This window comes from Streptomyces sp. NBC_00306, from assembly GCF_036169555.1.
GTDB lineage: Bacteria > Actinomycetota > Actinomycetes > Streptomycetales > Streptomycetaceae > Streptomyces > Streptomyces achmelvichensis.
This window is the reverse complement of sequence record NZ_CP108032.1, coordinates 3,025,250-3,048,524: the sequence shown is the minus strand read 5'-3', so window position 1 is coordinate 3,048,524 and position 23,275 is coordinate 3,025,250. Positions and strand designations below refer to the sequence as shown.

Sequence of the window (23,275 nt, the reverse complement as noted above, 5' to 3'; positions counted from 1 at the left end):
ACAGGAGACCTACAGCATGACCCAACCGCCCGACATTCGACGAGAGGTCTTACTCGCCGCGGCGCTGACGGCCGCTGAACGCGGCTGGCACGTCTTCCCCCTGCGTCCCGACACCAAGCGGCCCGCCCTGCATGGGGAGGCTTCGTGCGCGCGGAGTGGAGTGTGCGCGAGCGGCCACAGGAAGTGGGAGCAGCGCGCCACGACTGACCCGGACCGCATTCGTGCCACCTGGTCGCACGGACCGTTCAACGTCGGCATCGCCACCGGCCCCTCCGGGCTGCTGGTCGTTGATCTCGATACGCCAGAGCACAAGGGCAGTTCGGACGCGCCTGACGGCGCGGCGACCTTCGGGGCGCTCTGCGAGCGCGCCGGGCACGCCGTCCCCGATACCTACCGGGTGCGGACCGCGAGCGGTGGAACGCACCTGTACTTCAGCGTTCCGTCCGGGGTCCGGATGGCCAACACGGCGGGGACCGTTGCCGATTCGGTCGACACCCGCGCGTGGGGCGGATACGTGGTCGCCGCCGGCAGCATCACCGCGGCGGGAGCATATGAGCCGCTGTGCGCCCCTGTGGTCGCCTGTCTGCCCTCGTGGCTCCACAGCATCCTGCAACCCGCCCTTAAGCACTCTCAGGCCCCTTCTGTGGCCGTAGCGGGGCAATCACGTCGATACGCGGATGTAGCGCTCGCCGCTGAGACGCGGAACGTCGCTGCGGCCCAAGTCGGCGAGCGGGAAGCGACGTTGTTCCGCGCCGCACGCGCTCTGGGGCGGTTCGTTGCATGGGGCGACCTCCCCCGGCACGTGGTTGAACAGGCTCTTCAGGAGGCGGGGGAGGCGTGCGGACTGTCCGCGTCCGAGTGCCGCTCCACCCTGCGCAGCGCGCTGGATTGGTCCATCGCCCACAACCAGAGCCGCCGGGATGCGGCATGAGCGCCCGCCGGCATCCCCCTCTGAAGAGCATCACCACCACCCCGGACGGCCCGCACGCCGCTGCACAGCCTGTGGACGCGGTGCCCGTGGGCGAGCCGAAAGGCGTCGCCGAAGGCGTCCCCATTGCTGTTCGCCCTGACCCGTACCCGGGCGGCGGCCGGTACCCGGTCGCGTGGCTCACCATCTGCGCGCCGCGCGGTGCCGTGCCGACCGCGACCTCCACGTGCCTGTGCGGCTGGAACCGCAGCGCCGTCGGGCACGGCAAGGTCCACGCCCTGGTCGCCGACCACACCGCACACCGGGACACCTGCCCGCTCCGCATCAGCCTGGAAGGGAGGGCCGCCGCATGACTGATGTCATCGACGGTTCCGCACTGCTGGACGAGGTGGAAGCCTTCCATCGCCGCTTCAACGTCTTTCCGCACGAGGCCGCCTACGTCGCCGTGGCGCTGTGGGACGCGCACGCTCACCTGCTCGACTGCTTCGACTCCACCCCGCGGCTTGCGTTCCTTTCACCGGAGCCGGGGTCGGGGAAGTCTCGGGCGCTGGAGATCGTGGAAACTCTCGTGCCGGAGCCGATGACGGCCGTCAATGCGTCCGCCGCCGCCCTGTTCCGGTCGGTGTCTGGACCGAACGGCCGGCCCACGATCTTGTTCGATGAGATCGACACGGTCTTCGGCCCCAAGGCGGGCGACAACGAGGAACTGCGCGGGTTCCTGAATGCGGGTCACCGCCGGACCGGAGTGACCTACCGGTGCATCGGAGACGGCGGCAATCAGACGGTTCAGGCGTTCCCCTCGTACTGCGGCGTCGCGGTCGCCGGACTCGGGCACCTGCCCGACACGATCATGACCCGCTCGATCGTGATCCGGATGCGCCGGCGGGCCCGTAACGAGCGCATCGAAGCGTTCCGCGCCCGCCTGCACGAGGCCGAGGGGCACAAGCTCCGCGAGCGGCTCGCCGAATGGGCCGAACACGCCCGCGGATTCGTCATGGGCGCATGGCCCGACATGCCCGACGGGGTCAGCGACCGCCCGGCGGACGTGTGGGAACCCCTGCTCGCCATCGCGGACGCGGCCGGCGGTGACTGGCCTACCAGGGCGCGCGAGGCGTGCGTGATGTTGGTGACCGCGTCCAAGGCCAACGACAAAGGCAGTCTCGGAGTCCGGCTGCTCACTGACCTGCGCGATCACGTGTTGGTCGGCATCGACCGCCTGCCCACCATCGCCATCCTGGACCGGCTCAACGCGCTCGATGACGCGCCGTGGGCCGACCTGAACGGCAAGCCGCTCGACAGCCGGCGCCTGTCGAAGATGCTCGCGGAGTACATGACGGCCGACACCGAGCCGATCGCCTCCCGCAACATCAAGACCGCCGGGAGCGTCCTCAAGGGCTACTACGCCACCGATCTGTGGGACGCGTGGGGCCGCTACTGCCCCCCACCCCCGGAAAGTCCGCTACCTCCGCTACCGGGCACCTGAAACCCTGCCTGACCAGCGATAACGCGGTAGCGGCAACCGCCCTTCGTTGCCGCTACCGCCCCGCTACCCATCCGCTACCGCTACCCCTTCCCGCTACCCCGAACAGGCCCCTGACCTGCGCGGTAGCGGCGGTAGCGGAAGTAGCGCCCCTCAGAGGGACCCCCCGATGGCCTGAGGAGGCCTTGTATGAGCATCGCCACCGCGGACGCCGCCCCACCTGCCGAGGCGGATGACCCGACTCCCGTTCTCCTGACCGTTGAAGAAGCCGCCCGCTGCCTCCGCATCGGCCGGACCACCTGCTTCGCACTCATCCGCACCGGCGAGCTGGAGTCCATCGACATCGGCCGACTCCGTCGCGTCCCCGCAGACGCACCCGCCCAATACCTCGCCCGCCGACGCGCGGCCCAGCGCGCCGCTTAACCACACCCGGGGCGGCGGCACTCCCGGACAGGACAGCCCGCCGCCCCGGCCGTCATCCCGACACCGAGAAACAGGAGCCTGCCTGTGGCAGAGGAAAAGAAGCGCACCCGACAGCCCAACGGTCGCAGCTCGATCTACTTCGGCAAGGACGGCAAATGGCACGGCCGCGTCACCGTCGGCATCCGCGACGACGGGACCCCGGACCGGCGCCACGTCGAACGCAAGACTCGTGCCGAGGTAACCGCTGCCGTGAGCGAGTTGGAGAAGCAGCGCGACACCAAGACCGTGAAGAAGCCGGGCAAGGCGTGGACGGTCAAGGCGTGGCTGACGCATTGGATCGAAAACGTCGCGCCCCTCGCCGTCAACGACAACACGATGGTCGGCTACGGCGTGGCCGTACGGAAGCACCTGATCCCGGGCTTGGGCGCTCACCGTCTCGACAGGCTCAAGCCCGAGCACATCGAAGCGTTCTACGCCAAGATGCAGTCCAACGGCAGCAAGCCCGCGACCGCTCACCAGGTGCACCGAACCCTCCGCACCGCCCTCAACGAGGCCGTACGGCGCGGGCATCTCGGCAAGAACCCTGTTCAGTTGGCCAAGGCACCGAAAACGGGGGAGTACGAGGTGGAGCCCTACAGCGTCAAAGAGGTGCAGCGGTTGCTCCAGGCCGCTGGCCGGCATCGCAACTCCGCACGGTGGGCTGTCGCGCTCGCCCTCGGATTGCGTCAAGGGGAGGTGCTGGGGCTGAAGTGGGAAGACGTGGACCTTGAGGCTGGGTTTCTCGTTGTCCGCCGTAGTCGCCACCGGGCGCAGTACGCTCACGGGTGCGCGGACCCTTGCGGACGTAAGGCCGCTGGGTACTGCCCACACAAGCAACGTACGAACCCGGAGTTGTCCACCACCAAGTCACGAGCAGGGCGCCGCGCTGTCGGTCTCCCCGAACAACTCGTGGACCTGCTGCGAGCCCACCTCAAGGCACAGGAAGGGGAGCGCGCGGCGGCTGGGAAACGCTGGGAGGAGAACAGGCTGGTGTTCCCGGACGAACAGGGCCGTAGCCCGTCCCATCGTCGGGACTGGGCTGAGTGGAAGTCGCTTCTGACGGAAGCGAAGGTTCGGGACGGACGCCTGCACGACGCGCGTCACACGGCGGCGACGGTGCTGCTCATCCTTGGTATCCCTGAGCGGGCCGTCATGGGCCTGATGGGGTGGTCGACGACCGCGATGGCCGCCCGATACCAGCACATGGTGGACGCGGTCCGGACCGACATTGCGCGGCAGGTGGATGGACTCATCTGGGAGTGAGAACACGGCTCAGTACGCCAGATTGGCGGGCTGAGCCGTTTGTCTTTTCTGTGGCTGCATTTTAGCTAGGATGACGCGGAGTAAGGGAAATCGGTCAAGGGGGCAGGAAGATGGAATGGAAGGAAACAGCTACACGTTTCATTATCGGTCTTATATTCCTGCCTGTAGGCGCGTGGTGTTGCGCGTTCCTTGCAGTTCGCACGGCTCAACTGTATCGGCCGTGGCGCAAAAAGCATCAGCCGCAGCCTCTGGCTAAGTCGCTCAGGCTTAAGAGTGCATTGCGTGAGAATCCGAGAAAGGCTGTAGCTGCTGCAAGATACTTTGAGGTTCGTGTTGCTCTGCAACTTCGAGAAGTGCGACATGCGTATCACGTGCAGGCGAAAGCGCGTGAAAAGGTGCGGAGATGGTCGCTAGGTTCCGCCATGGTCTCAATGGTTCTCTTTGAGTTTTCGCTCATCTCTTTGTCTGCGATTGACGAGAAATACCCTTGGCGGGTGGCTCCGCTCTCTGTCGGCGGGCTCATTTCTTTCCTGATCTTCTTCTCTACTACCCGTTCCGCCGCTATCGGTTTCATGAGGGAGGAAAATTTCGGGTGGGCGTACGTTCTTGCTGTGCGCTGCCTTGCTTTGTGCGCCGAACTTCCCAGGCGTAAGACGACCCCGCTAGTTCTGGATCAAGAGGTGGCAGTCCTCAGCAAGGCGCTTGGAAGCTTTGCGCTCGTGGGATATCCGGGAATGACGGATCAGCGCAAGAAGGACGTGCAGGAGCATGTCTTGCAGGTGCAGCAAGCGCTTCATTCGGCCAGTGCGGAAGTGCTTAAGCGCGGTGCGCCCGCCTGTCGAGAGCTCGCGCAAATTATCGGAGTTCTCGTGGCTCGGCTTGCCGAACAGCGATGGCAGAGCTTGCTTGATGAAGAGCAACTTGTGAAAAGTGATGCTGAATTGGCGCACTCGATTCCTGAAGGTCGCCGCAAAGATGCGTGGATCGTTATCGTTGGCGCTTCAGTCGCAGCGACATTTGTTGTCGTTGCGACGAGCCTGGGAGTCCCTGCGACTGCAACAGTGCCGGCCGCACTGGTATTTCTCATCGGCCCAGCGGCCCTCTGGGGCAGCAAAAGCCTCGGGTTCAGTCACCGTTCCTTGATGCGCTCATCCACAGACAGCTTGGTGCAGCAGTCCCAGCAACCTGGCGGACCGCCTCAGAGCGGCCAAGCGGGTGGGGCAGTCCCATAACCCTCGCGGCCCTCGATGGGGCGGCGCCATTGTGGGGTTGTCGCTCCTCGGTGTTGGAGTAGTCGTCAGCGGGCCGTCTACTGCATCTGAGCTGTAGTAGCAGGAAGCAATTGAGACGGTAACTGAGACGGACGGCGCTGAAAGGGCGGCACCCTGGGGTGCCGCCCTTTCGTCGTGCCTGGTCGGACGGTGAGGCCGTGGCGGGAATCGAACCCGCGTAACTCGCTTTGCAGGCGAGTCCCTGAACCACTCGGGCACACGGCCGTGTTTCTCTTCTCCACCGACCGTAGGCGCGGCCCCCGCGCCGCTCAAGAGCGGCGGGCGCCCTGCAATACGACTGCCACACGGCGTTCATGGTCGTACGACCAAGGGACCAGTCCGGACCCGTCCAGCGACAGGGTTCACGATGCGCTTTGCCCCTTACTGTGGGGGGCATGACCGTCCTCGAACCCCGTGACGCCGAGGTCACCCCGCCCCTGCCCACCGGCGTCGCGCCGTCCGACGACGGTGAGCAGGGCGGGGTCCTCGGCCGGACCCATCGTGCGCTCAGCGTCGGCATCGTCTCCGTCGTGCTGCTGATCGCCTTCGAGGCGACCGCCGTCGGTACCGCGATGCCCGTCGCCGCCCACGAGCTGCACGGCATCGAGCTCTACGCCTTCGCCTTCTCCGCGTACTTCACCACCAGCCTCTTCGCCATGGTGCTCTCCGGGCAGTGGGCCGACCGGGACGGGCCGCTCCGGCCGCTCGCCACCGGCATGGCAGCCTTCGGGGCCGGGCTGCTGCTGTCGGGGACCGCCGGTGCGATGTGGCTGTTCATCGTGGGGCGAGCCGTTCAGGGTCTCGGCGGCGGGCTCGTGATCGTCGCGCTGTACGTCGTCGTCGGGCGCGCCTACTCCGAGCGGCTGCGGCCCGCCATCATGGCCGCCTTCGCCGCGAGCTGGGTGATCCCCTCGGTCGTGGGGCCGCTCGCGTCCGGCACGGTCACCGAACACCTCGGCTGGCGCTGGGTGTTCGTCGGGATCCCCGCGCTGGTCGTCTTCCCGCTGGCGCTCGCGCTGCCCGCGATCCGGCGGATGGCGTCCGGCCCGGCGGATCCCGCCGGGCCGCGGCCCGCCTTCGACGGCCGTCGCATCCGGCTGGCGCTGGGCATCTCCACGGGTGCCGGGCTGCTCCAGTACGCGGGTCAGGACCTGCGCTGGCTCTCGCTCGTACCGGCCGCGGCGGGCGCCGCCCTGCTGGTGCCGGCGGTGCTCGGTCTGCTGCCACCGGGGACGTACCGCGCGGCGCGCGGGCTGCCCTCCGTCGTCCTGCTGCGGGGCATCGCCGCGGGCTCCTTCATCGCCGCCGAGTCCTTCGTCCCGCTGATGCTGGTGACCCAGCGCGGCCTGTCGCCCACGATGGCAGGCCTCTCGCTCGCGGTGGGCGGCGCGACCTGGGCGCTCGGTTCGTACGTACAGTCCCGGCCGCGGCTCGAACCGCACCGGGAGCGGCTGATGCTGACCGGCATGGTCTTGGTCGCGGCATCGATCGCCGCGGCGCCGAGCGTGCTGATCCCGCAGGTCCCCGTCTGGATCGTCGGCGTCGCCTGGGCGTTCGGCTGCTTCGGCATGGGCATGGTGATCGCCTCCACGAGCGTGCTGCTGCTGAAGCTGTCGGCGCCCGAGGAGGCCGGCGCGAACTCGGCGGCGCTCCAGATCTCGGACGGTCTGTCGAACGTGCTGCTGCTGGCGATCGGCGGTGCGGCGTTCGCGGCACTGGGCGGCGGGTCGGTCGCCGGCCACGGCGTCTCGGCGGCGGGCTCGCACCCGGCGGCGTTCGCGGCGGTGTTCCTTCCCATGGCCGCCGTCGCGCTGGTGGGGGCCTGGGTGGGGACCCGGCTCGGGGAACGGTGAGGGCGGTGCGGGAACAGGGGAGAGGCTCTTTCGCGCACCCCCGCGCCCGCGACCCGCACGGCTCGCGCCCGCTGTGAGTCACATCTCAACACCCACGTCACCGGCCCCGTCCCCCTCAGCCCGCACCCGTCGCACCGGTAGGGTGGCCCGGTTGTCATATCTGGACGAGCGGCGAACCGGAGATCGTGACTACTACCGCCTCCCACTCCCATCACCTCTCACCCGCCTTTCCCGGGCGTGCTCCGTGGGGTACCGCCAACAAGCTGCGTGCCTGGCAGCAAGGGGCCATGGAGAGATATCTCCAGGAGCAGCCGCGTGACTTCCTCGCGGTCGCCACCCCCGGCGCCGGCAAGACGACCTTCGCACTCACCCTCGCGTCCTGGCTGCTGCACCACCACGTCGTCCAGCAGGTGACCGTGGTCGCGCCGACCGAGCATCTGAAGAAGCAGTGGGCGGCCGCGGCCGCACGGATAGGGATCAAGCTCGACCCCGACTACAGCGCCGGACCGCTCAGCAAGGAGTACCACGGCGTCGCCGTGACGTACGCCGGTGTCGGCGTACGCCCGATGCTGCACCGCAACCGCTGTGAGCAGCGCAAGACCCTCGTCATCCTCGACGAGATCCACCACGCCGGTGACTCCAAGTCCTGGGGCGAGGCCTGCCTGGAGGCCTTCGACCCGGCGACCCGGCGGCTCGCCCTCACCGGTACGCCCTTCCGCTCCGACACCAACCCGATCCCCTTCGTCACGTACGAGGAAGGCAACGACGGCATCCGGCGGTCCTCCGCCGACTACACGTACGGCTACGGCAACGCCCTCGCCGACGGAGTCGTCAGGCCCGTCATATTCCTCAGCTACAGCGGCAACATGCGCTGGCGCACCAAGGCCGGCGACGAGATCGCGGCGCGGCTCGGCGAGCCGATGACGAAGGACGCCATCTCGCAGGCCTGGCGCACCGCGCTCGACGCGCGCGGTGAGTGGATGCCGAACGTGCTGCGCGCGGCCGACCAGCGCCTCGGTGAGGTACGGAAGTCCATCCCCGACGCCGGCGGCCTCGTCATCGCCTCCGACCAGGACTCGGCGCGCGCGTACGCCAAGCTCATCCGCGAGATCACCGGGACCAAGGCGACCGTCGTCCTGTCCGACGACACCGGATCCTCCAAGCGCATCGACGACTTCAGCGAGGGCACCGACCGCTGGATGGTCGCGGTCCGCATGGTGTCCGAGGGCGTCGACGTGCCGCGCCTGGCCGTCGGTGTGTACGCCACCACCATCTCGACGCCCCTCTTCTTCGCCCAGGCCGTCGGCCGTTTCGTGCGCTCCCGGCGCCGGGGCGAGACGGCGTCGGTGTTCCTGCCGACGATTCCGATGCTGCTCGGCTTCGCCAACGAGATGGAGGTCGAGCGCGACCACGTCCTCGACAAGCCGAAGAAGGACGGCGAGGAGGATCCGTACGCCGAGTCCGAGCAGGAGATGGACGACGCGAACAAGCAGCAGGACGAGGACACCGGCGAGCAGGACATGCTGCCGTTCGAGGCGCTGGAGTCGGACGCCGTCTTCGACCGGGTGATGTACAACGGCGCCGAGTTCGGCATGCAGGCGCACCCGGGGAGCGAGGAGGAGCAGGACTACCTCGGCATCCCGGGCCTGCTCGAACCCGACCAGGTGCAGATGCTGCTCCAGAAGCGGCAGGCACGGCAGATCGCGCACAGCCGCAAGAAGCCGGACGAGGAGGCCGACCTCCTGGAGCTGCCCGCGGAACGGCGGCCGGTCGTCTCGCACAAGGAACTGCTGGAGCTGCGCAAGCAGTTGAACACGATGGTCGGCGCCTACGTCCACCAGAGCGGCAAGCCGCACGGGGTCATCCACACCGAGCTGCGGCGGGTGTGCGGCGGGCCGCCGAGCGCGGAGGCGACGGCCGGGCAGATCCGGGAACGGATCAAGAAGGTCCAGGAGTGGGCGACGCGCATGCGCTGAGGCCGGTGCCTGTCCGTGCTCGTCCGTGCCCCGGCACCTGTCGGTGGTCCGGCACCTGTCCGTGCTCGGGTACCTGCGGGTGGTCCGGTACCTGTTCGTGCTCGGGCACCTGTCCGTACGCGCTGACGCGCTGACTGTCCCCCGGGCCGCCCCCCTGCCCGGCCCCTCGGGACTCCCGTGCCCGCGGTTCCCCCGTGCGGCCGGGTTTCCGTGGCGCGCCCGGATTCTGGACGAGGTCTTCCGCTGAGCGGACCATCTCGCTACTGTCCCGGCAACGCATACGCCCCGTGGCAGCGCCGCCGCGGAGCGCAGCCGGCGTGCCATGGCCTGCCGGCGGCCTCTGGGTGCGACGCCGACGGGACCGGTGTCAGTCGTTGCCGTGAGCGGGCCGCCGTCACTTCACTCCGAAGGAGAGGGCGTTGTGACCGCGGAGACCTCCCAGACGCTCGACCGGGGACTACGAGTCCTCAAGCTGCTCGCCGACACCGACCACGGCCTCACCGTCACCGAGCTGTCCAACAAGCTCGGCGTCAACCGCACGGTCGTGTACCGCCTGCTCGCCACCCTTGAACAGCACGCACTCGTCCGCCGCGACCTCGGCGGCCGGGCCCGGGTGGGCCTCGGCGTGCTGCGCCTGGGCCGCCAGGTGCACCCGCTGGTACGGGAGGCGGCGATGCCGGCGCTGCGGTCGCTGGCGGAGGACATAGGGGCCACCGCACATCTCACCCTGGTCGACGGCGCGGAGGCGCTGGCGGTCGCGGTCGTCGAACCGACCTGGACGGACTACCACGTGGCCTACCGGGCGGGGTTCCGGCACCCGCTGGACCGGGGCGCCGCGGGCAAGGCGATCCTGGCGGCCCGCCAGGGGGGCGCCAAGGAGGCCGGGTACACGCTCACCCATGGCGAGCTGGAGGCCGGGGCGAGCGGGGCGGCGGCCGCGCTGGTGGGGGTGACGGGGATAGAGGGGAGCGTGGGTGTGGTGATGCTCGCGGACTCGGTCCCGGAGAGAGTGGGGCCGCGGGTGGTCGACGCGGCGAAGGAAGTGGCGGACGCGCTGCGCTGACGCGGGTACCGGGATGCCGTACGGCCGCCCGGCCCTGGTGCTGACGCGGTGCGGGAGACGGCTGACCGGCCTGGGTCGTCGGGACGCCGACATGGTCCGGTCCCGGCGTCGGCAAGGCGAAGGAAGCGGGCGTACAGGGTGCGCTCACGCCGGCACCGGACCCGTCGGGCGCCGACGCGGCAAGGGCGTACCCCCTGCGCTCGCCCTCACGGAACCGTCCGGTCCGGGCGCGGCGGTCCGGGTGCGGACCGGAGTGGGGAAGCGCGCCCAGATACATTGGCGCCGTGCTCTCCAGTCTCACGCGTCACCGCGCTGTCCTCGTCTGCGCCCTGCCCGTCGTCGCGCTCCTCGCCGCCGCGGGTTTCGCACCGCTGCCGTACGCCGTCGCACAGCCCGGCTCCACCGCGAACGTGCTGGGGAGCGACAAGGGCAAGCCGGTCATCACGATCAGTGGGGCGCCCGTCCGCAAGACATCCGGTGAGCTGCGGATGACGACGATCATCGCGACCGGGCCGTCCGCCGATGTCTTCCTCGGGGACGTGGTCGACAGCTGGTTCCGGACCGACCGGGCCGTCATGCCCCGGGACTCCGTCTATCCCGCGGGCAAGTCGGACCAGGAGGTCGAGCGCCGCAACCTCGAGGACATGGTCAAGTCGCAGGACGCCGCCTCGCAGGCCGCGCTCGACTATCTCGACGAGGACCCGGCGAAGGTGAAGGTCACTCTCGAGCTCGCCGACATCGGCGGACCGAGTGCCGGGCTGCTGTTCTCCCTTGGTGTCGTGGACAAGCTCGACGGTGACGGTGCCGGCGGCGACCTCACCGGCGGGCGCACGATCGCCGGTACGGGCACGATCACCGCGGACGGCAAGGTCGGCGCCGTCGGTGGGGTCTCCCTGAAGACGCAGGCGGCGCGGCGCGACGGCGCGACCGTCTTCCTCGTGCCGAAGGGGGAGTGCTCGGACGCCGAGGCCGAACTGCCCAAGGGGCTGCGGCTGATCCCCGTCACGACTCTGAAGGGCACCGTGGAATCGCTTCGGGCTCTGAACAAGGGCGCGAAGGTCCCTTCCTGCTGACCTGTTCTGCCGGGCGGGGCCGATCCGCCGGGCGGGGCCGATCCTCCGGGGCCTGCCCGTCCGCCGGGCCGGGCCGGGGTGCCTCGGGCGGCGGCGCGTCCATCTCCCGCCAGGCCGGGAAGAGGGCCGGGGCGAGCGTGGCGAGGAAGTAGAGCGCGCCGAACGTCAGCATCGCGGCCGGCAGGCCCGACTGCTCGACGACGAATCCCGCCGCCAGTCCGCCGAGCGGTGTCGTCAGCAGCACCCCCGCCGTGCTCACGCCCGCGACCCGGCTGCGCAGTTCGTCCGGCACGCGTTCGTACATGACCGTCGTCAGAATCGGGTTGAGCATGCCCGCCCCGAGTCCGCCGATCGCCATGGTCACGGCCAGTGGCGCCGTACCGTCCACCAGGGCCGCCACTGCGAACCGGGGCAGTCCGCAGAGGAGGAACGCCACGGTGAACAGGGCGCGCCGGGGGAAGCGGTGGCCGATCGCGCCGTACAGCAGCGCGCCGAGCAGGGCGCAGCCCGCGAAGACGGCGACGAGCAGCCCGAGATGGCCCGGGCCACCGAGGTTGTCCTTGGCGTGGACCGGCAGGAGCACCGAACTCCAGCCCTGGTCCAGCCCGTTGGTGAGCATCACCATCAGCATGACGGCCAGCAGCAGCCGGTGGCGGACGAGGAAGGCGCAGCCCTCGCGCAGTTCGCGGCGGTAGGCCGCGAGCGAGACAGGGGCGGATGCCTTACGCGGTTCGGCCGCGCCGAGTCCGCGGACCCCCACGGCGATGAGCAGGGCCGATACGCCGAAGGTCGCGGCGTCCAGCAGCAGGACGGCCTCGGCGCCGGTGAACGCGATCAGTGCGCCCGCGAGTGCGGCACCGGCCATGCGTGCGCCGCGGGACACCGCGTCGAAGAGGCTCGCGGCCCGGGACAGCGGGGTCCCCGCCGCTTTCGCGAGGTCGGGTACGAGGACGTAGCGCGAGGTCTCGCCCGGTGCGTGGAAGAGGCCGGTGACGGCCATCAGCGCGCACAGCATCCAGAAGGCCAGCACACCGGCGTAGTGCAGCAGCGGGATCGCGGCGACGGCGAGGGCGCAGATCAGGTCGGAGGCGATGCTCACCCGCCGGCGGCCGATGCGGTCGATGACCGGTCCGCCGGTGAGGGCGGACACGACGACCGGCACGGTGGCGCAGAAGGCGACCAGACCGGCCTTGGCAGGGCTGCCCGTCGTCTCCAGCGCGAACCACGGGACGCCGACGAGGGTGAGCGAATTGCCGGTGATGGAGACGGCGTTGGCGGCCAGTACGGCGGCGAGCGGCCGGCGTCCCGCGCCGCCCCCGGGTCCCGCGCCTCCCCCCGGTCCCGGTGGTCGACCTCCCTCCCTCTCGGTGGCCGCCCGGGTGTCCCCCCGCCCGGTCACGCGATGCGCGGGGATCGTTGCGGAGCCCCCTGCACGAGCCGCAGGCCCCAGGCGACCAGCGTCCAGCCCAGCCGGCTGCGCAGGGCTGCCGGCGCCGGACGGAGCGCGAACGACACGGCCTCGGCGCGCAGTTGGCGTGCCCGGTCCTCGTGCAGGAGCCGATGTATGTCGGGATGCATGCCGGATGTCCTTTTCAGGCGGTGGTGCGCGGGAAGGAGTGCAGGTGCATACGGACCTGAGCGGCGTCCTCGGCCTCCGGGCCGGGCGCCAGATCGCGGTAGCTCTCGATGACCGCGTGCAGCTTGTCGTTGAGCTCTCTCGCCTGCGCGGGCGTGAGGCGGAGGGTGAAGTCGCTGAGGTCGGAGCTGCGGCGCCAGTCCTCCGGCCACTCCCGCGACGTGCCCAGCCAGGTGCCGACCTCCTCGGTGTGGTGGGTGGCGACCTCGTGCATGAAGAGGTCGGCCGCCCCGCGCACCGCGGGATCGGGGTCGCTGTAGAGGGACTCGTCGAACATCGTGCCCTCGACCACCGCCCGCCACCATCGCTCGCGGCCCTTGCCGCGTTCGGGGTCGTCCTCGACGAAGCCGTGGGCGGCGAGCTGACGCAGGTGGTAGCTGGTCGCACCGCTCGACTCGCCCAGCCGCTCCGCCAGTTGGGAGGCGGTGGCGGGGCCGTCGTGGCGCAGTGTCTTGAGCAGGCGCATCCGCAGGGGGTGGGCGAGACCGCGCAGGGATCGCGGATCGAGATGGCGGATCGGGCGGGGATCGGGCTCGGTCATGTTGCAAAGGTAGCTTTGCAACAAGATGCTTGCAAGCACTTCTTTGCAAAGAGTGCTTGGTAAGTTTCGGCGGCCGCGGCGGCCGCGGCGGCCGCGGCGGCCGCCCACGGGCCCCCGCCCGAGCAACAGGCCCTAACCCTCCTTGATGAACCCCTCCTCGATCAGCCAGTCCTTCGCCACCTCGTGCGGGTCCTCACCCTCCACGTCGACCTTGGCGTTCAGCTCCTGGGCGATCGCCGTCGTCAGCCGCGCACTCAGGGGGTTCAGCAGGCCGGCGATCGCCGGCCACGCCTCGATCGTGGCGGTGTGGATCACGGGGGCGGCGTTGTAGTTGGGGAAGAAGTGCTTGTTGTCCTGGAGCGTGTCGAGGTTCAGCGACGTGATCCGGCCGTCGGTCGTGAACGCCTCGCCCAGCAGGCACGAGTCGGACTTGGAGACCTGGGTGTAGATGATCCCGGCGTCCATCTTCTGGATGTTCCCCGCCGGGATCTTCATCCCGTACGCCTTCTCCATGCCCAGCAGCCCGTCCTCGCGGGCAGCGAACTCGTTCTCCACGCAGACCGTCACCGCCGACGGGTCCTTCTGCGACAGCGCGGCGACGTCCGACAGCGTCCTGAGCCGGTACTTGGCGTTGTTCTTCTTGCTGATCGCCAGCGTGTACGTGTTGTTGAGCCGGGACTGCGGAAGCCAGGTGACACCGTTGCGCCGGTCGGCGTCGCGCACCGCCTGCCACTGCTGCTGCGGATCCACGATGGGCTTCTCGTTGCCGAGATAGGTGATCCAGGCCGTGCCCGTGTACTCGTACATCGCGTCCGCGTCGCCGTTGATGATCGCTTCGCGGGCGCTGATGGAGCCGGGCAGATTGGTGCGGTCCAGCACTTCGGCGCCGGCCGCCTTGAAGATCAGGCCGATCATCTGGCCCAGGACGATGTTCTCGCTGAAGTTCTTCGACGTGACCGTCAGGGACGCGCCCTTGAGCGGTTCACCCCGGCCGACCGAGCCCGGCACCACGTCGTCGACCAGCGGGGAGCCGCTCTTGAGGCCGCAGCCGGCCAGTACCAGAGCGAGGGCGACGGCGCCGGTCAGCGACGTCCGCACGGACGGTCGTGTCCTCACGGACGGTCGTGTCCTCACGGACGCCCGCGTCTTCGGAGACCTCCGCGGATACCGCATCAGCTCTCCAGTCCGCGCGGCGTCAGCGTCAGCTCGACCAGCGAGGCCAGCCAGTCCACCATGAGGGCGAGCGCCACCGTGAGCACCGAACCGATGATGAGGACCGGCATCCGCTGCGTCTGGATGCCGGAGGTGATCAGGTCGCCGAGGCCGCCGCCGCCGACGAAGGTGGCCAGCGTCGCCGTGCCGACGTTGAGGACGAGCGCGGTGCGCACCCCGGCCAGGATCAGCGGCACGGCCAGCGGCAGTTCGACCTTGCGCAGGGTCCCGGTCCCCGACATGCCGATACCGCGGGACGCCTCCACCAGCTGGGGGTCGATCGCCCGCAGGCCCGCGACCGTGTTGGAGAGCACCGGAAGGATGGCGTAGATCACCATGCCGACGATCGCGGTCGACGCGCCGATGCCCAGCCAGATCACCAGCAGCGCCAGCAGGCCGATCGCCGGGGTCGCCTGGCCGATGTTGGCGAACACGACGAAAGGCGGCGCAGCCCTGGTCAGGCCCCGCCGGGTCAGTGCGATGCCCAGCGGGATGGCGATGATGAGCACCCAGAAGGTGGAGATCGCGGTCAGCTGGATGTGCTGCCACAGCCGCAGCTGGACGTTGCCGCCGGACAGCGAGTTCTCGGCGATCGCGTCGAGCTGGATGTTGGAGTACCACAGCCAGGTGGCCAGCAGGACGAGGGCGACGACGGACGGCAGGAACACCAGCTTCTGCCAGGTGATACGCCGGGAGGGCGGGGCCGGCGGGGGAGTGGGCTCCTCCTCCTCGTCGCGGAAGGCGTGGCCCCCGACGTCGTGTTCGCCCGGCGGGCGTTCGGGAGCGGTACTCATGCGCCTCCCTCCAGCTCCTGTTCCGTGCGGTGGTGGCGCAGTTCCTCCAGATTGTGCTGGTGCTCGATGGCCGCCAGCCGGTCGGCCTCCAGCAGCTCCTGCACGGAGTTCATCAGGGTCTCCATGTCGACCACACCGATGAACTCGCCGCGCCGTCCGGTCACCGCCACCCGCCCGCCGGAGTCGGTCAGCACGGCCTCCAGCGCGTCGTGCAGGGTCGCGTCCCGGGTCACCGTGTCGTGCACCAACTGCCCCGCACGGGCCAGCGAGCCCTTGGCACGCATCAGGTCGCCGCGCCTCAGCCACTTGTAGGGACGCCCCCGCCGGTCCAGCATCAGCAGCTCGTTGTGCAGTTCGGTGCGGAGCCTGTTGAAGATGGACTGGAGGGGGTCGTCCACGGTCACGGTCGGGAAGTCCGCGATCTCGACATCCCGTACGCGGGTCAGATTGAGCCTCTTGAGCGCCGCGCCGGCGCCCACGAATCCGGAGACGAAGTCGTCGGCCGGGTTGGTGAGGATCGCCTCGGGGGTGTCGAACTGGGCGATGTGCGACTGTTCCCGCAGCACGGCGATGCGGTCGCCGAGCTTGATCGCCTCGTCGAAGTCGTGGGTGACGAACACGATCGTCTTGTGCAACTCGTGCTGGAGCCGGATCAGTTCGTCCTGGAGATGGTCGCGGGTGATCGGGTCGACCGCTCCGAACGGCTCGTCCATCAGCAGTACCGGGGGGTCGGCGGCGAGCGCCCGCGCGACGCCCACCCGCTGCTGCTGACCGCCGGACAGCTGGCGCGGATACCGGCCGTGGAACTCACGCGGATCGAGTCCGACCAGGTCGAGCATCTCCTCGACCCGGGCTCTGACCTTCGGCTTCGCCCAGCCGAGCATCTTCGGTACGAGCGCGATGTTCTCCGCGACGGTCATGTGCGGGAAGAGGCCGGAGGACTGGATCGCGTAGCCGACCTTGCGCCGCAGCTTCACCGGATCCATGTCGGTGACGTCCTCGTCGCCGATCCTGATGCGGCCCGACGACGGCTCGATCAGCCGGTTGATCATCTTCAGCGTGGTCGACTTCCCGCAGCCGGAGGGCCCCACCAGGATCACCGTCTCGCCCGGCTTGATCTCCATCGAGACGTTGTCGACGGCCGGGTTCGGATTGCCGGGGTAGCGCTTGCTCAGGTTCTCCAGCTGGATGCCCGCGCCGGATGTCTCAGTCACGGATCCCCCTGGAGATGGTCAGGCGCCCGATCAGGACGTACGCCGCGTCGAAGAGCAGCGCGAGGATGACGATGCCGATGGTGCCCGCGAGCACCTGGTTGATGGCGTTGGCGCTGCCCAGCGAGGCGATGCCGCGGAAGATCTCGTTGCCGAGGCCGGGCCCGGAGGCGTACGCGGCGACCGCGGCGATGCCCATCAGCATCTGTGTGGAGACACGGATGCCGGTGAGGATCGGGGGCCAGGCGAGAGGCAGCTCGACCCGGAACATGCGCGCGGCCCGGGACATCCCGATGCCCTTCGCGGCGTCCACCAGCGACGGATCCACGCCGCGCAGCCCCACGACGGAGTTGCGCACGATCGGCAGCAGCCCGTACAGGGTCAGGGAGATCACCGCGGGCGCCACCCCGAGACCCACCACCGGGATCAGCAGACCGATCAGGGCCAGTGAGGGGACGGTGAGGACGGTGGCCGTGGACAGGATCGCCAGATTTCCCGCCCAGGTGCTGCGATAGGTGATCGCGCCGATGAGGATGCCGAGCAGAGTGGCGATGACCATGCACTGGAAGACCAGGCTGGCCTGCTGAAAGGCGTCCGTGAGCAGCTGCTGGTGCCGGGTGGCCACATACTCCCAGAAGCTCACGCGCGCTCCACTCAGGCTGGTTCGTCCTCCGCGGCCTGCTCCACCAGCGGGATGATCCGCAGGGGCACAGGGTTCTCCATGACGATCGCCGTGGAGGCCCGCACGATGCCATCAAAACCGACAACCCGGTCGATCACCCGCTGAAGATCGGCGTTGGACCGCGCCACCAGACGGCAGAGCATGTCGCCGTGCCCGGTGGTCGTGTGCAGCTCCAGCACCTCGGGCACACCCGCCAAATGGGCCCTGACATCGGCGCCTTGGCCCTGCTTGATCTCCAGGGTCGCGAAGGCGGTGACGGGATAGCCGAGGGCCGCGGGGTCGACGTCGGGTCCCAGTCCGCGGATGACTCCATTCGACTGAAGCCGGTCCAGCCGGGCCTGCACGGTGCCGCGGGCGACCCCCAGCCGACGGGACGCCTCCAGCACGCCGATGCGCGGCTCACGGGCCAGCAGCACGATGAGCCGGCCGTCCAGATGATCGATCGCCATGGCGCACCCCCGGGATGGGCATCCTGTACAGAAAGCCCCTCCATACTGCTCTCAGGCTGTACAGATTGACCAGGGGAATCACGAACTATTGCGCACCTTGTGGAACGGAGAGAGCCTGCGCTCATGACTGAGACCATCAAGCACCCGACCACCGCGCGCGAGGCCGACCCCTTCCCGGTCAAGGGAATGGACGCGGTCGTCTTCGCCGTCGGCAACGCCAAGCAGGCCGCCCACTACTACTCGACCGCCTTCGGCATGAAGGTCGTCGCCTACTCCGGGCCGGAGAACGGCAACCGCGAGACGGCGAGCTATGTGCTGGAGAACGGCGGGGCGCGCTTCGTCCTCACCTCCGTCATCAAGGCCTCCACCGAGTGGGGTGCGTTCCTGTCCGGTCATGTCGCCGAGCACGGCGACGGCGTCATCGACCTGGCCATCGAGGTGCCGGACGCCCGGGCCGCGTACGCGTACGCCACCGAGCACGGTGCCCGCGGCATCACCGAGCCCTACGAGCTCAAGGACGAGCACGGCACGGTCGTCCTCGCCGCGATCGCGACGTACGGCAAGACCCGGCACACCCTGGTCGACCGCTCCGGCTACGACGGCCCCTACCTGCCGGGCTACGTGGCCACCGCCCCCATGGTCGAGCCGCCCGCCAAGCGCACCTTCCAGGCGATCGACCACTGCGTCGGCAACGTCGAACTCGGCAGGATGAACGAGTGGGTGGCCTTCTACAACAAGGTCATGGGCTTCACCAACATGAAGGAGTTCGTGGGCGACGACATCGCCACCGAGTACTCCGCGCTCATGTCGAAGGTCGTCGCCGACGGCACCCTGAAGGTGAAGTTCCCGATCAACGAGCCGGCGATCGCGAAGAAGAAGTCGCAGATCGACGAGTACCTCGAGTTCTACGGTGGAGCCGGCGTCCAGCACATCGCGCTCGCCACGAACGACATCGTCTCCTCGGTACGGGCCATGCGGGCGGCCGGAGTTCAGTTCCTCGACACCCCCGACTCGTACTACGACACCCTCGGCGAGTGGGCCGGCGAGACCCGGGTGCCGGTCGAGACCCTGCGCGAGCTGAAGATCCTCGTCGACCGTGACGAAGACGGCTATCTGCTGCAGATCTTCACCAAGCCGGTCCAGGACCGGCCGACCGTCTTCTTCGAAATGATCGAGCGGCACGGCTCGATGGGCTTCGGCAAGGGCAACTTCAAGGCGCTCTTCGAGGCGATCGAGCGCGAGCAGGAGAAGCGCGGCAACCTCTGAGCCGTCGAGTCCCGGTAGGGAATACCGGACCACGATCCCGGTGCCGGACAGGCCTGCACAGCAGGCCTGTCCGGCACTTCGTGCCTGCCGACCGCTTCCGACTGCTTACGATCGCGGCGTGAGCGCACATGTCATGGTCGCCGAGGACGACGAGAAGCAGGCCGAACTGGTCCGCCGCTATCTGGAACGCGAGGGCCACACGGTCACGCTCGTACGCGACGGCCGCGCCGCCGTGGAGGAGATCCGCCACAGAGCGCCCGACCTGCTCGTCCTCGACGTGATGATGCCGAAGACCGACGGTCTGGACGTCCTGCGCATCCTGCGGGCGGAGACGTACGAACTGCCGGTTCTGATGCTCACCGCCCGCTCCACCGAGGACGATCTGCTGCTCGGCCTCGACCTCGGGGCCGACGACTACATGACCAAGCCCTACAGCCCGCGCGAACTGATGGCGCGGGTCCGTACGCTGCTGCGCCGGACCCGTCCGCCCGCCGCGCGGCCGGCGGCCGAGCCCGTCCTCGCGGTGGGCACCCTCGTCGTCGACCCGCACCGCCACGAGGTGAGCGTCGACGGCGCACGCGTCGAGTGCACGCCCGGTGAGTTCCGCATCCTGGCCGCGATGGCCGCCGAGCCGGGACGCGTCTTCACCCGGCAGCGGCTCCTGGAGGAACTGCACGGCTACGCCCGCTACATCGGCGACCGGACCGTCGACGTGCACATCATGAATCTGCGCAAGAAGATCGAGCCCGCCCCGCGGCGGCCCGCCCGCCTCCTGACCGTCTTCGGCGTCGGCTACAAGCTCGCGGACCCGGCGAAGGGCGCCGGCCGTGCGGTTCCGTAGCCGTGAGCGGCAGCCCGGCCGCGGCGAGCGGCGGCTGCCGCTGCGCAAGAGTCTGCTGGGCCGTCTGCTCGCCGTCTCCGCGCTGGTGGCCGCCTGTTCGGTGGCGGCGACCGCCTGGCTGGCCGTGCAGACCACCTCCGGTGCCATCAGGCAGGAGCAGGGCCAGAACCTCACCGACGACGCCCGGATCTACCACGCGCTGCTCGGCCGCGCGGCGACGCACCCGCAGTGGGACGGTGTCGAGCCGGCCGTGCGGGCGCTGGCCCGGAAGTACGGCCGACGCATCGCGCTGACCACGCAGAGCCGTGCCCCCATCGCCGACTCCGCGACCGAGAAGACACCGCCCGCGCTGCCGCCCCAGCCCTCGGCCGTCGTCGACCCGCTCTCCGCCGACAGCGCGCTCACCCCCGCGACCGAGCAGAGCGGCGGCGGCCCGGCGGACCGTATCGACCCGCGTGCGGTGGGACCGTTCCGGCTGCCCGCCGCCGAAGGGGCACAGCTGCAGAAGACCGCCGACAGGGTCGTGAGCTGTCTGCGCGAGTACGGACTGGCCTCGGACATCCTGCGAACTCCCAGCGGCCGCCCCCGTATCCAGGTCGTCGGCAACGACATCGACCGGATCGAGGGCACCCGCTGCCCGCTCGACGTCCTGGACGAACCCACCCGCAGCGAACGCGCCGCGCTCGCCACCCTCAACAAACTGGCCGACGCCTGCCTGGACCGGCAGGGCCGCGCGGGCGTCCGGCTCGGCCTGGACCTGTCCTGGAAGCGCGACACCGAGGCCCGCCCGGTCCCGCGCCAGTCCGCGGAATCCGGCGGACTGCCCACCCCGGGCGAGCCCGCGCCGGCCGAGCCCGCGCCGGTCGTACGCGGCCCGGCGGGCAGCCTGGAGGACCGGGCCATCGCCTCCTGCGTGGGCACCGCCCGACGCGAACAGCTCAGCTCCTACGTCTCCTCGCCCGCGCTGCTGTTCATCGGCGACCCCGACAGCACCACCGTCCCCGGCTTCGACCTCTCCCCCGCGAACACCGCACGCATCGCGGGCGCCGCAGCCCTCGTCCTCGCCCTCACCGTCGGCGCCTCCCTGCTCGCCGCCACCCGCCTCGTGCGGCCGCTGCGCGCGCTGACCGGGGCGGCGCAGCGGATGAAGGACGGCGAGACGACGGCGCCGGTGGCGGTCACCGCGGACAACGAGATCGGGCGGCTGGCCGCGGCGTTCAACGACATGTCCGCCCACCGCGCCCGGCTGGAGGCCCAGCGCCGGGCCATGGTCAGCGACGTCGCGCACGAACTGCGCACCCCGCTGAGCAACATCCGCGGCTGGCTGGAGGCGGCCGAGGACGGACTCGCCGACCCCGACCCGGCGTTCGTGTCCTCGCTGCTGGAGGAGGCGGTGCAGCTCCAGCACATCATCGACGACCTCCAGGACCTGGCCGAGGCCGACGCGGGCGCCCTGCGCCTGCACCCCGAGCCGGTACAGATCGACGAGCTGCTCGGCCAGGTCGCGGCCGCGCACCAGGCACGGGCGGAGACGGCCGGTGTCACGCTGGCGGTCTCGGTGCCCGGCGGCACACCGGCGCTGACCGCGGACCCCGTGCGGCTGCGGCAGGCCGTCGGCAACCTCGTCTCCAACGCCCTGCGCCACACCGGGACCGGCGGCACCGTCACCCTGCGCGCCCGGGGCTCCGACGGCGGGGACGAGGTGGCCGTGGAGGTCGCCGACACCGGCAGCGGTATCCCGGCGGACGACCTGCCGTACGTCTTCGACCGTTTCTGGCGCGCGGAGAAGTCGCGCAGCCGGCGCACCGGCGGCAGCGGTCTCGGACTGGCGATCGTGCGCAAACTGGCGGAAGGGCACGGCGGTTCGGCAGAGGCGGCCAGCACCGAGGGGCAGGGGTCGGTGTTCACGCTCCGGCTCCCGGTGAGCCCGCCCGTCCCTGGCCGGCGGGAGGCCCCCGGCAACCCTGATACGCCCATCACAGCGATCTGACAGCTTCCTCACAACTTCAGGACAGCCTGACGCCCATGCCGGACGCCGCGTTGCGACGCCGTCCCGGCATCCCTGGTCCGAGCTGGAATGGAGCCACATTCATGTCCCACCGCCTCTCCCTGCGTGTCCTCGCCGTCGCCACCGCCGCGACCGCGGCAATGATCGTCCCGGCCGGCGGCGCCTTCGCCGACTCGACCCCGGCTCCCGCCAAGCCGACCGCGGACCGCCCCTCGCAGCCGGTGCGCGAAGCGGCGCCCACCCCCGCCCCCGCGCAGAAGGGAACCGGCCGTCTGCCGCGCGGTGGTGTCGACGCGGGTGACAAGCCCGCCCCGGCGCAGGAGCGGCCCGGCCGTCTGCCGCGCGGTGGTGTCGACGCGGGGGAGCAGCCCGCCGGCGCCGGGAGCGGCAACAGCACCGCTCTCGCCGGATCGGCAGCCGGAGTCGCGCTGCTCGCGGGCGCCGGTGCCGTCGTGATCCGCCGTCGTACGGCGGGCCGTCGCCACGGCTGACCCACCCCGCCGCGGGGGTGGTCGCCGCTCACGGCGCCGCCCCCGCGGACCTCTGCCGCCTCAGGAGTTCCGATGACCCCGCCGCACCGTCCCGGTCAGCCCGCCTTCGGGCAGGCGCGGACCGGCGCGTCCCGCGCACCCGCCCGTCCCCTTCGTGCCACCGCCCTCGCCCTCGCCCTTCTCGCCGCCGTCACCGGCTGCTCCGCGGCGGCCGACGAGGACCCGGCCGCGGGCACACCGCGCGCCTCCGCCACAGCGCCCTCCGATCCCGCCCGTCAGCAGAAGGCCGACCCCGCCCCGAAGCGGAAAGCCGACCCCGTGGAGGTGAGCATCCCCTCGATCGGTGTGACCGGCCCGCTGATGCGACTCGGCCTCAACCGGGACGGCACCGTCGAAGTCCCGCCCGCGGACCGGGGCATGACCGCGGGCTGGTACACCGGCGCGGCCGTCCCGGGCGACAGCGGGGCCGCCGTGATCATCGGTCACAACGACACCCGCCACGGCCGCGCCGTCTTCCACGACCTCCGGAAGATCGCCCGGGGCGCGGACATAGCGGTGCGCAACGCCGCGGGAGCGACCGCCCACTTCACCGTCACCGCCACGGAGACGGTCAGCAAGCAGGCCTTTCCCACCGAACGGGTCTACGGCCGCACGGCGGGCCGCGAGCTGCGGCTGATCACCTGCGACGGAGCCTTCGACGCGCAGGGCCACCCGGTCGACAACCTCATCGTCTACGCCACCCTCCGCTGACCCCGGCTCTGCGCCGGGGCCGGTC

Annotated in this window: 23 protein-coding genes and 1 tRNA gene; 15 read left to right on the top strand and 9 right to left on the bottom strand. The window is 70.2% G+C overall.

Features of this window, described 5'->3' with window-relative positions; translation table 11 throughout:
- Positions 1-16: 16 nt before the first annotated feature.
- The 6 genes from OHA05_RS13460 (at position 17) to OHA05_RS13435 (ending at position 5,365) form a co-directional block, all read left to right on the top strand.
- Positions 17-931 (top strand): bifunctional DNA primase/polymerase, encoded by a 915-nt coding sequence (locus OHA05_RS13460; RefSeq protein ID WP_328860696.1) that lies wholly within the window; start codon positions 17-19, stop codon positions 929-931.
- Positions 928-1,281: a hypothetical protein gene (locus OHA05_RS13455; RefSeq protein ID WP_328860695.1), complete on the top strand. Its 354-nt coding sequence runs from the start codon at positions 928-930 to the stop codon at positions 1,279-1,281. The genes OHA05_RS13460 and OHA05_RS13455 overlap by 4 nt, the downstream gene beginning before the upstream one ends.
- The gene (locus tag OHA05_RS13450; protein WP_328860694.1) at positions 1,278-2,411 is read left to right on the top strand and encodes a DUF3631 domain-containing protein; all 1,134 of its coding nucleotides are present in this window, start codon (positions 1,278-1,280) and stop codon (positions 2,409-2,411) included. Before OHA05_RS13455 ends, OHA05_RS13450 begins: the two co-directional genes overlap by 4 nt.
- Before the next feature lie 186 nt (positions 2,412-2,597).
- Positions 2,598-2,831: an excisionase family DNA-binding protein gene (locus OHA05_RS13445; protein ID WP_328860693.1), complete on the top strand. Its 234-nt coding sequence runs from the start codon at positions 2,598-2,600 to the stop codon at positions 2,829-2,831.
- An 84-nt stretch (positions 2,832-2,915) separates the two neighbouring features.
- Positions 2,916-4,133: a tyrosine-type recombinase/integrase gene (locus OHA05_RS13440; protein WP_328860692.1), complete on the top strand. Its 1,218-nt coding sequence runs from the start codon at positions 2,916-2,918 to the stop codon at positions 4,131-4,133.
- Between the two features lie 110 nt (positions 4,134-4,243).
- Positions 4,244-5,365 (top strand): hypothetical protein, encoded by a 1,122-nt coding sequence (locus tag OHA05_RS13435; protein ID WP_328860691.1) that lies wholly within the window; start codon positions 4,244-4,246, stop codon positions 5,363-5,365.
- A gap of 192 nt (positions 5,366-5,557) precedes the next feature.
- On the opposite strand, the gene OHA05_RS13430 is transcribed toward OHA05_RS13435, so the two are convergent.
- Positions 5,558-5,629 (bottom strand) — tRNA-Cys (locus OHA05_RS13430).
- A gap of 170 nt (positions 5,630-5,799) precedes the next feature.
- Here OHA05_RS13430 and OHA05_RS13425 point away from each other — a divergent pair.
- The 4 genes from OHA05_RS13425 to OHA05_RS13410 all read left to right on the top strand — a co-directional run bounded on the left by OHA05_RS13425 (position 5,800) and on the right by OHA05_RS13410 (position 11,369).
- On the top strand, positions 5,800-7,257 hold the full coding sequence (locus OHA05_RS13425) for an MFS transporter (protein WP_328860690.1): 1,458 nt from the start codon (positions 5,800-5,802) through the stop codon (positions 7,255-7,257).
- Between the two features lie 182 nt (positions 7,258-7,439).
- Positions 7,440-9,233, top strand: a complete 1,794-nt coding sequence (locus OHA05_RS13420) for a DEAD/DEAH box helicase (protein ID WP_313948990.1) — start codon at positions 7,440-7,442, stop codon at positions 9,231-9,233.
- Positions 9,234-9,654: 421 nt separating this feature from the next.
- Complete coding sequence (locus tag OHA05_RS13415; RefSeq protein WP_313946079.1) at positions 9,655-10,296, top strand: IclR family transcriptional regulator; 642 nt, start codon at positions 9,655-9,657, stop codon at positions 10,294-10,296.
- Between the two features lie 284 nt (positions 10,297-10,580).
- Positions 10,581-11,369 carry a S16 family serine protease gene (locus OHA05_RS13410; RefSeq protein WP_328860689.1) on the top strand — a complete coding sequence of 263 codons (789 nt, stop codon included), beginning with the start codon at positions 10,581-10,583 and terminating at the stop codon, positions 11,367-11,369.
- Here the strand turns inward: OHA05_RS13410 and OHA05_RS13405 are convergent.
- The 8 genes from OHA05_RS13405 to OHA05_RS13370 form a co-directional block, all read right to left on the bottom strand.
- Positions 11,299-12,651, bottom strand: coding sequence for an MFS transporter (locus tag OHA05_RS13405; RefSeq protein WP_328863383.1), 1,353 nt, complete (start codon positions 12,649-12,651; stop codon positions 11,299-11,301). The two genes, OHA05_RS13410 and OHA05_RS13405, sit on opposite strands and share 71 nt — an antisense overlap.
- Before the next feature lie 113 nt (positions 12,652-12,764).
- A complete protein-coding gene (locus OHA05_RS13400) occupies positions 12,765-12,947 on the bottom strand; it encodes a hypothetical protein (RefSeq protein WP_313946081.1) in 183 nt (60 codons plus the stop codon).
- A gap of 14 nt (positions 12,948-12,961) precedes the next feature.
- Positions 12,962-13,546: an ArsR/SmtB family transcription factor gene (locus OHA05_RS13395; RefSeq protein ID WP_313946082.1), complete on the bottom strand. Its 585-nt coding sequence runs from the start codon at positions 13,544-13,546 to the stop codon at positions 12,962-12,964.
- A gap of 132 nt (positions 13,547-13,678) precedes the next feature.
- Positions 13,679-14,662, bottom strand: a complete 984-nt coding sequence (locus OHA05_RS13390) for a glycine betaine ABC transporter substrate-binding protein (protein WP_328860688.1) — start codon at positions 14,660-14,662, stop codon at positions 13,679-13,681.
- Between the two features lie 56 nt (positions 14,663-14,718).
- Positions 14,719-15,552 carry an ABC transporter permease gene (locus OHA05_RS13385; RefSeq protein ID WP_328860687.1) on the bottom strand — a complete coding sequence of 278 codons (834 nt, stop codon included), beginning with the start codon at positions 15,550-15,552 and terminating at the stop codon, positions 14,719-14,721.
- Entirely contained in the window at positions 15,549-16,766 is a 1,218-nt protein-coding gene (locus tag OHA05_RS13380; RefSeq protein WP_313946085.1) for a betaine/proline/choline family ABC transporter ATP-binding protein, read from the bottom strand. The genes OHA05_RS13385 and OHA05_RS13380 overlap by 4 nt, the downstream gene beginning before the upstream one ends.
- Positions 16,759-17,406, bottom strand: a complete 648-nt coding sequence (locus OHA05_RS13375; protein ID WP_313946086.1) for an ABC transporter permease — start codon at positions 17,404-17,406, stop codon at positions 16,759-16,761. The genes OHA05_RS13380 and OHA05_RS13375 overlap by 8 nt, the downstream gene beginning before the upstream one ends.
- Before the next feature lie 11 nt (positions 17,407-17,417).
- Positions 17,418-17,894, bottom strand: a complete 477-nt coding sequence (locus tag OHA05_RS13370; RefSeq protein ID WP_313946087.1) for an Lrp/AsnC family transcriptional regulator — start codon at positions 17,892-17,894, stop codon at positions 17,418-17,420.
- A 123-nt stretch (positions 17,895-18,017) separates the two neighbouring features.
- Between OHA05_RS13370 and hppD the strand changes: the two genes are divergently transcribed.
- The 5 genes from hppD to OHA05_RS13345 all read left to right on the top strand — a co-directional run bounded on the left by hppD (position 18,018) and on the right by OHA05_RS13345 (position 23,250).
- Positions 18,018-19,160 (top strand): 4-hydroxyphenylpyruvate dioxygenase, encoded by a 1,143-nt coding sequence (hppD, locus tag OHA05_RS13365; RefSeq protein WP_328860686.1) that lies wholly within the window; start codon positions 18,018-18,020, stop codon positions 19,158-19,160.
- 133 nt (positions 19,161-19,293) lie between these two features.
- On the top strand, positions 19,294-20,001 hold the full coding sequence (locus tag OHA05_RS13360; RefSeq protein ID WP_328863382.1) for a response regulator transcription factor: 708 nt from the start codon (positions 19,294-19,296) through the stop codon (positions 19,999-20,001).
- Positions 19,988-21,991: an ATP-binding protein gene (locus tag OHA05_RS13355; RefSeq protein ID WP_328860685.1), complete on the top strand. Its 2,004-nt coding sequence runs from the start codon at positions 19,988-19,990 to the stop codon at positions 21,989-21,991. Before OHA05_RS13360 ends, OHA05_RS13355 begins: the two co-directional genes overlap by 14 nt.
- A gap of 101 nt (positions 21,992-22,092) precedes the next feature.
- Positions 22,093-22,500, top strand: a complete 408-nt coding sequence (locus OHA05_RS13350; RefSeq protein WP_328860684.1) for a hypothetical protein — start codon at positions 22,093-22,095, stop codon at positions 22,498-22,500.
- 72 nt (positions 22,501-22,572) lie between these two features.
- Positions 22,573-23,250, top strand: coding sequence for a class F sortase (locus OHA05_RS13345; RefSeq protein ID WP_328860683.1), 678 nt, complete (start codon positions 22,573-22,575; stop codon positions 23,248-23,250).
- Positions 23,251-23,275 lie beyond the last annotated feature (25 nt).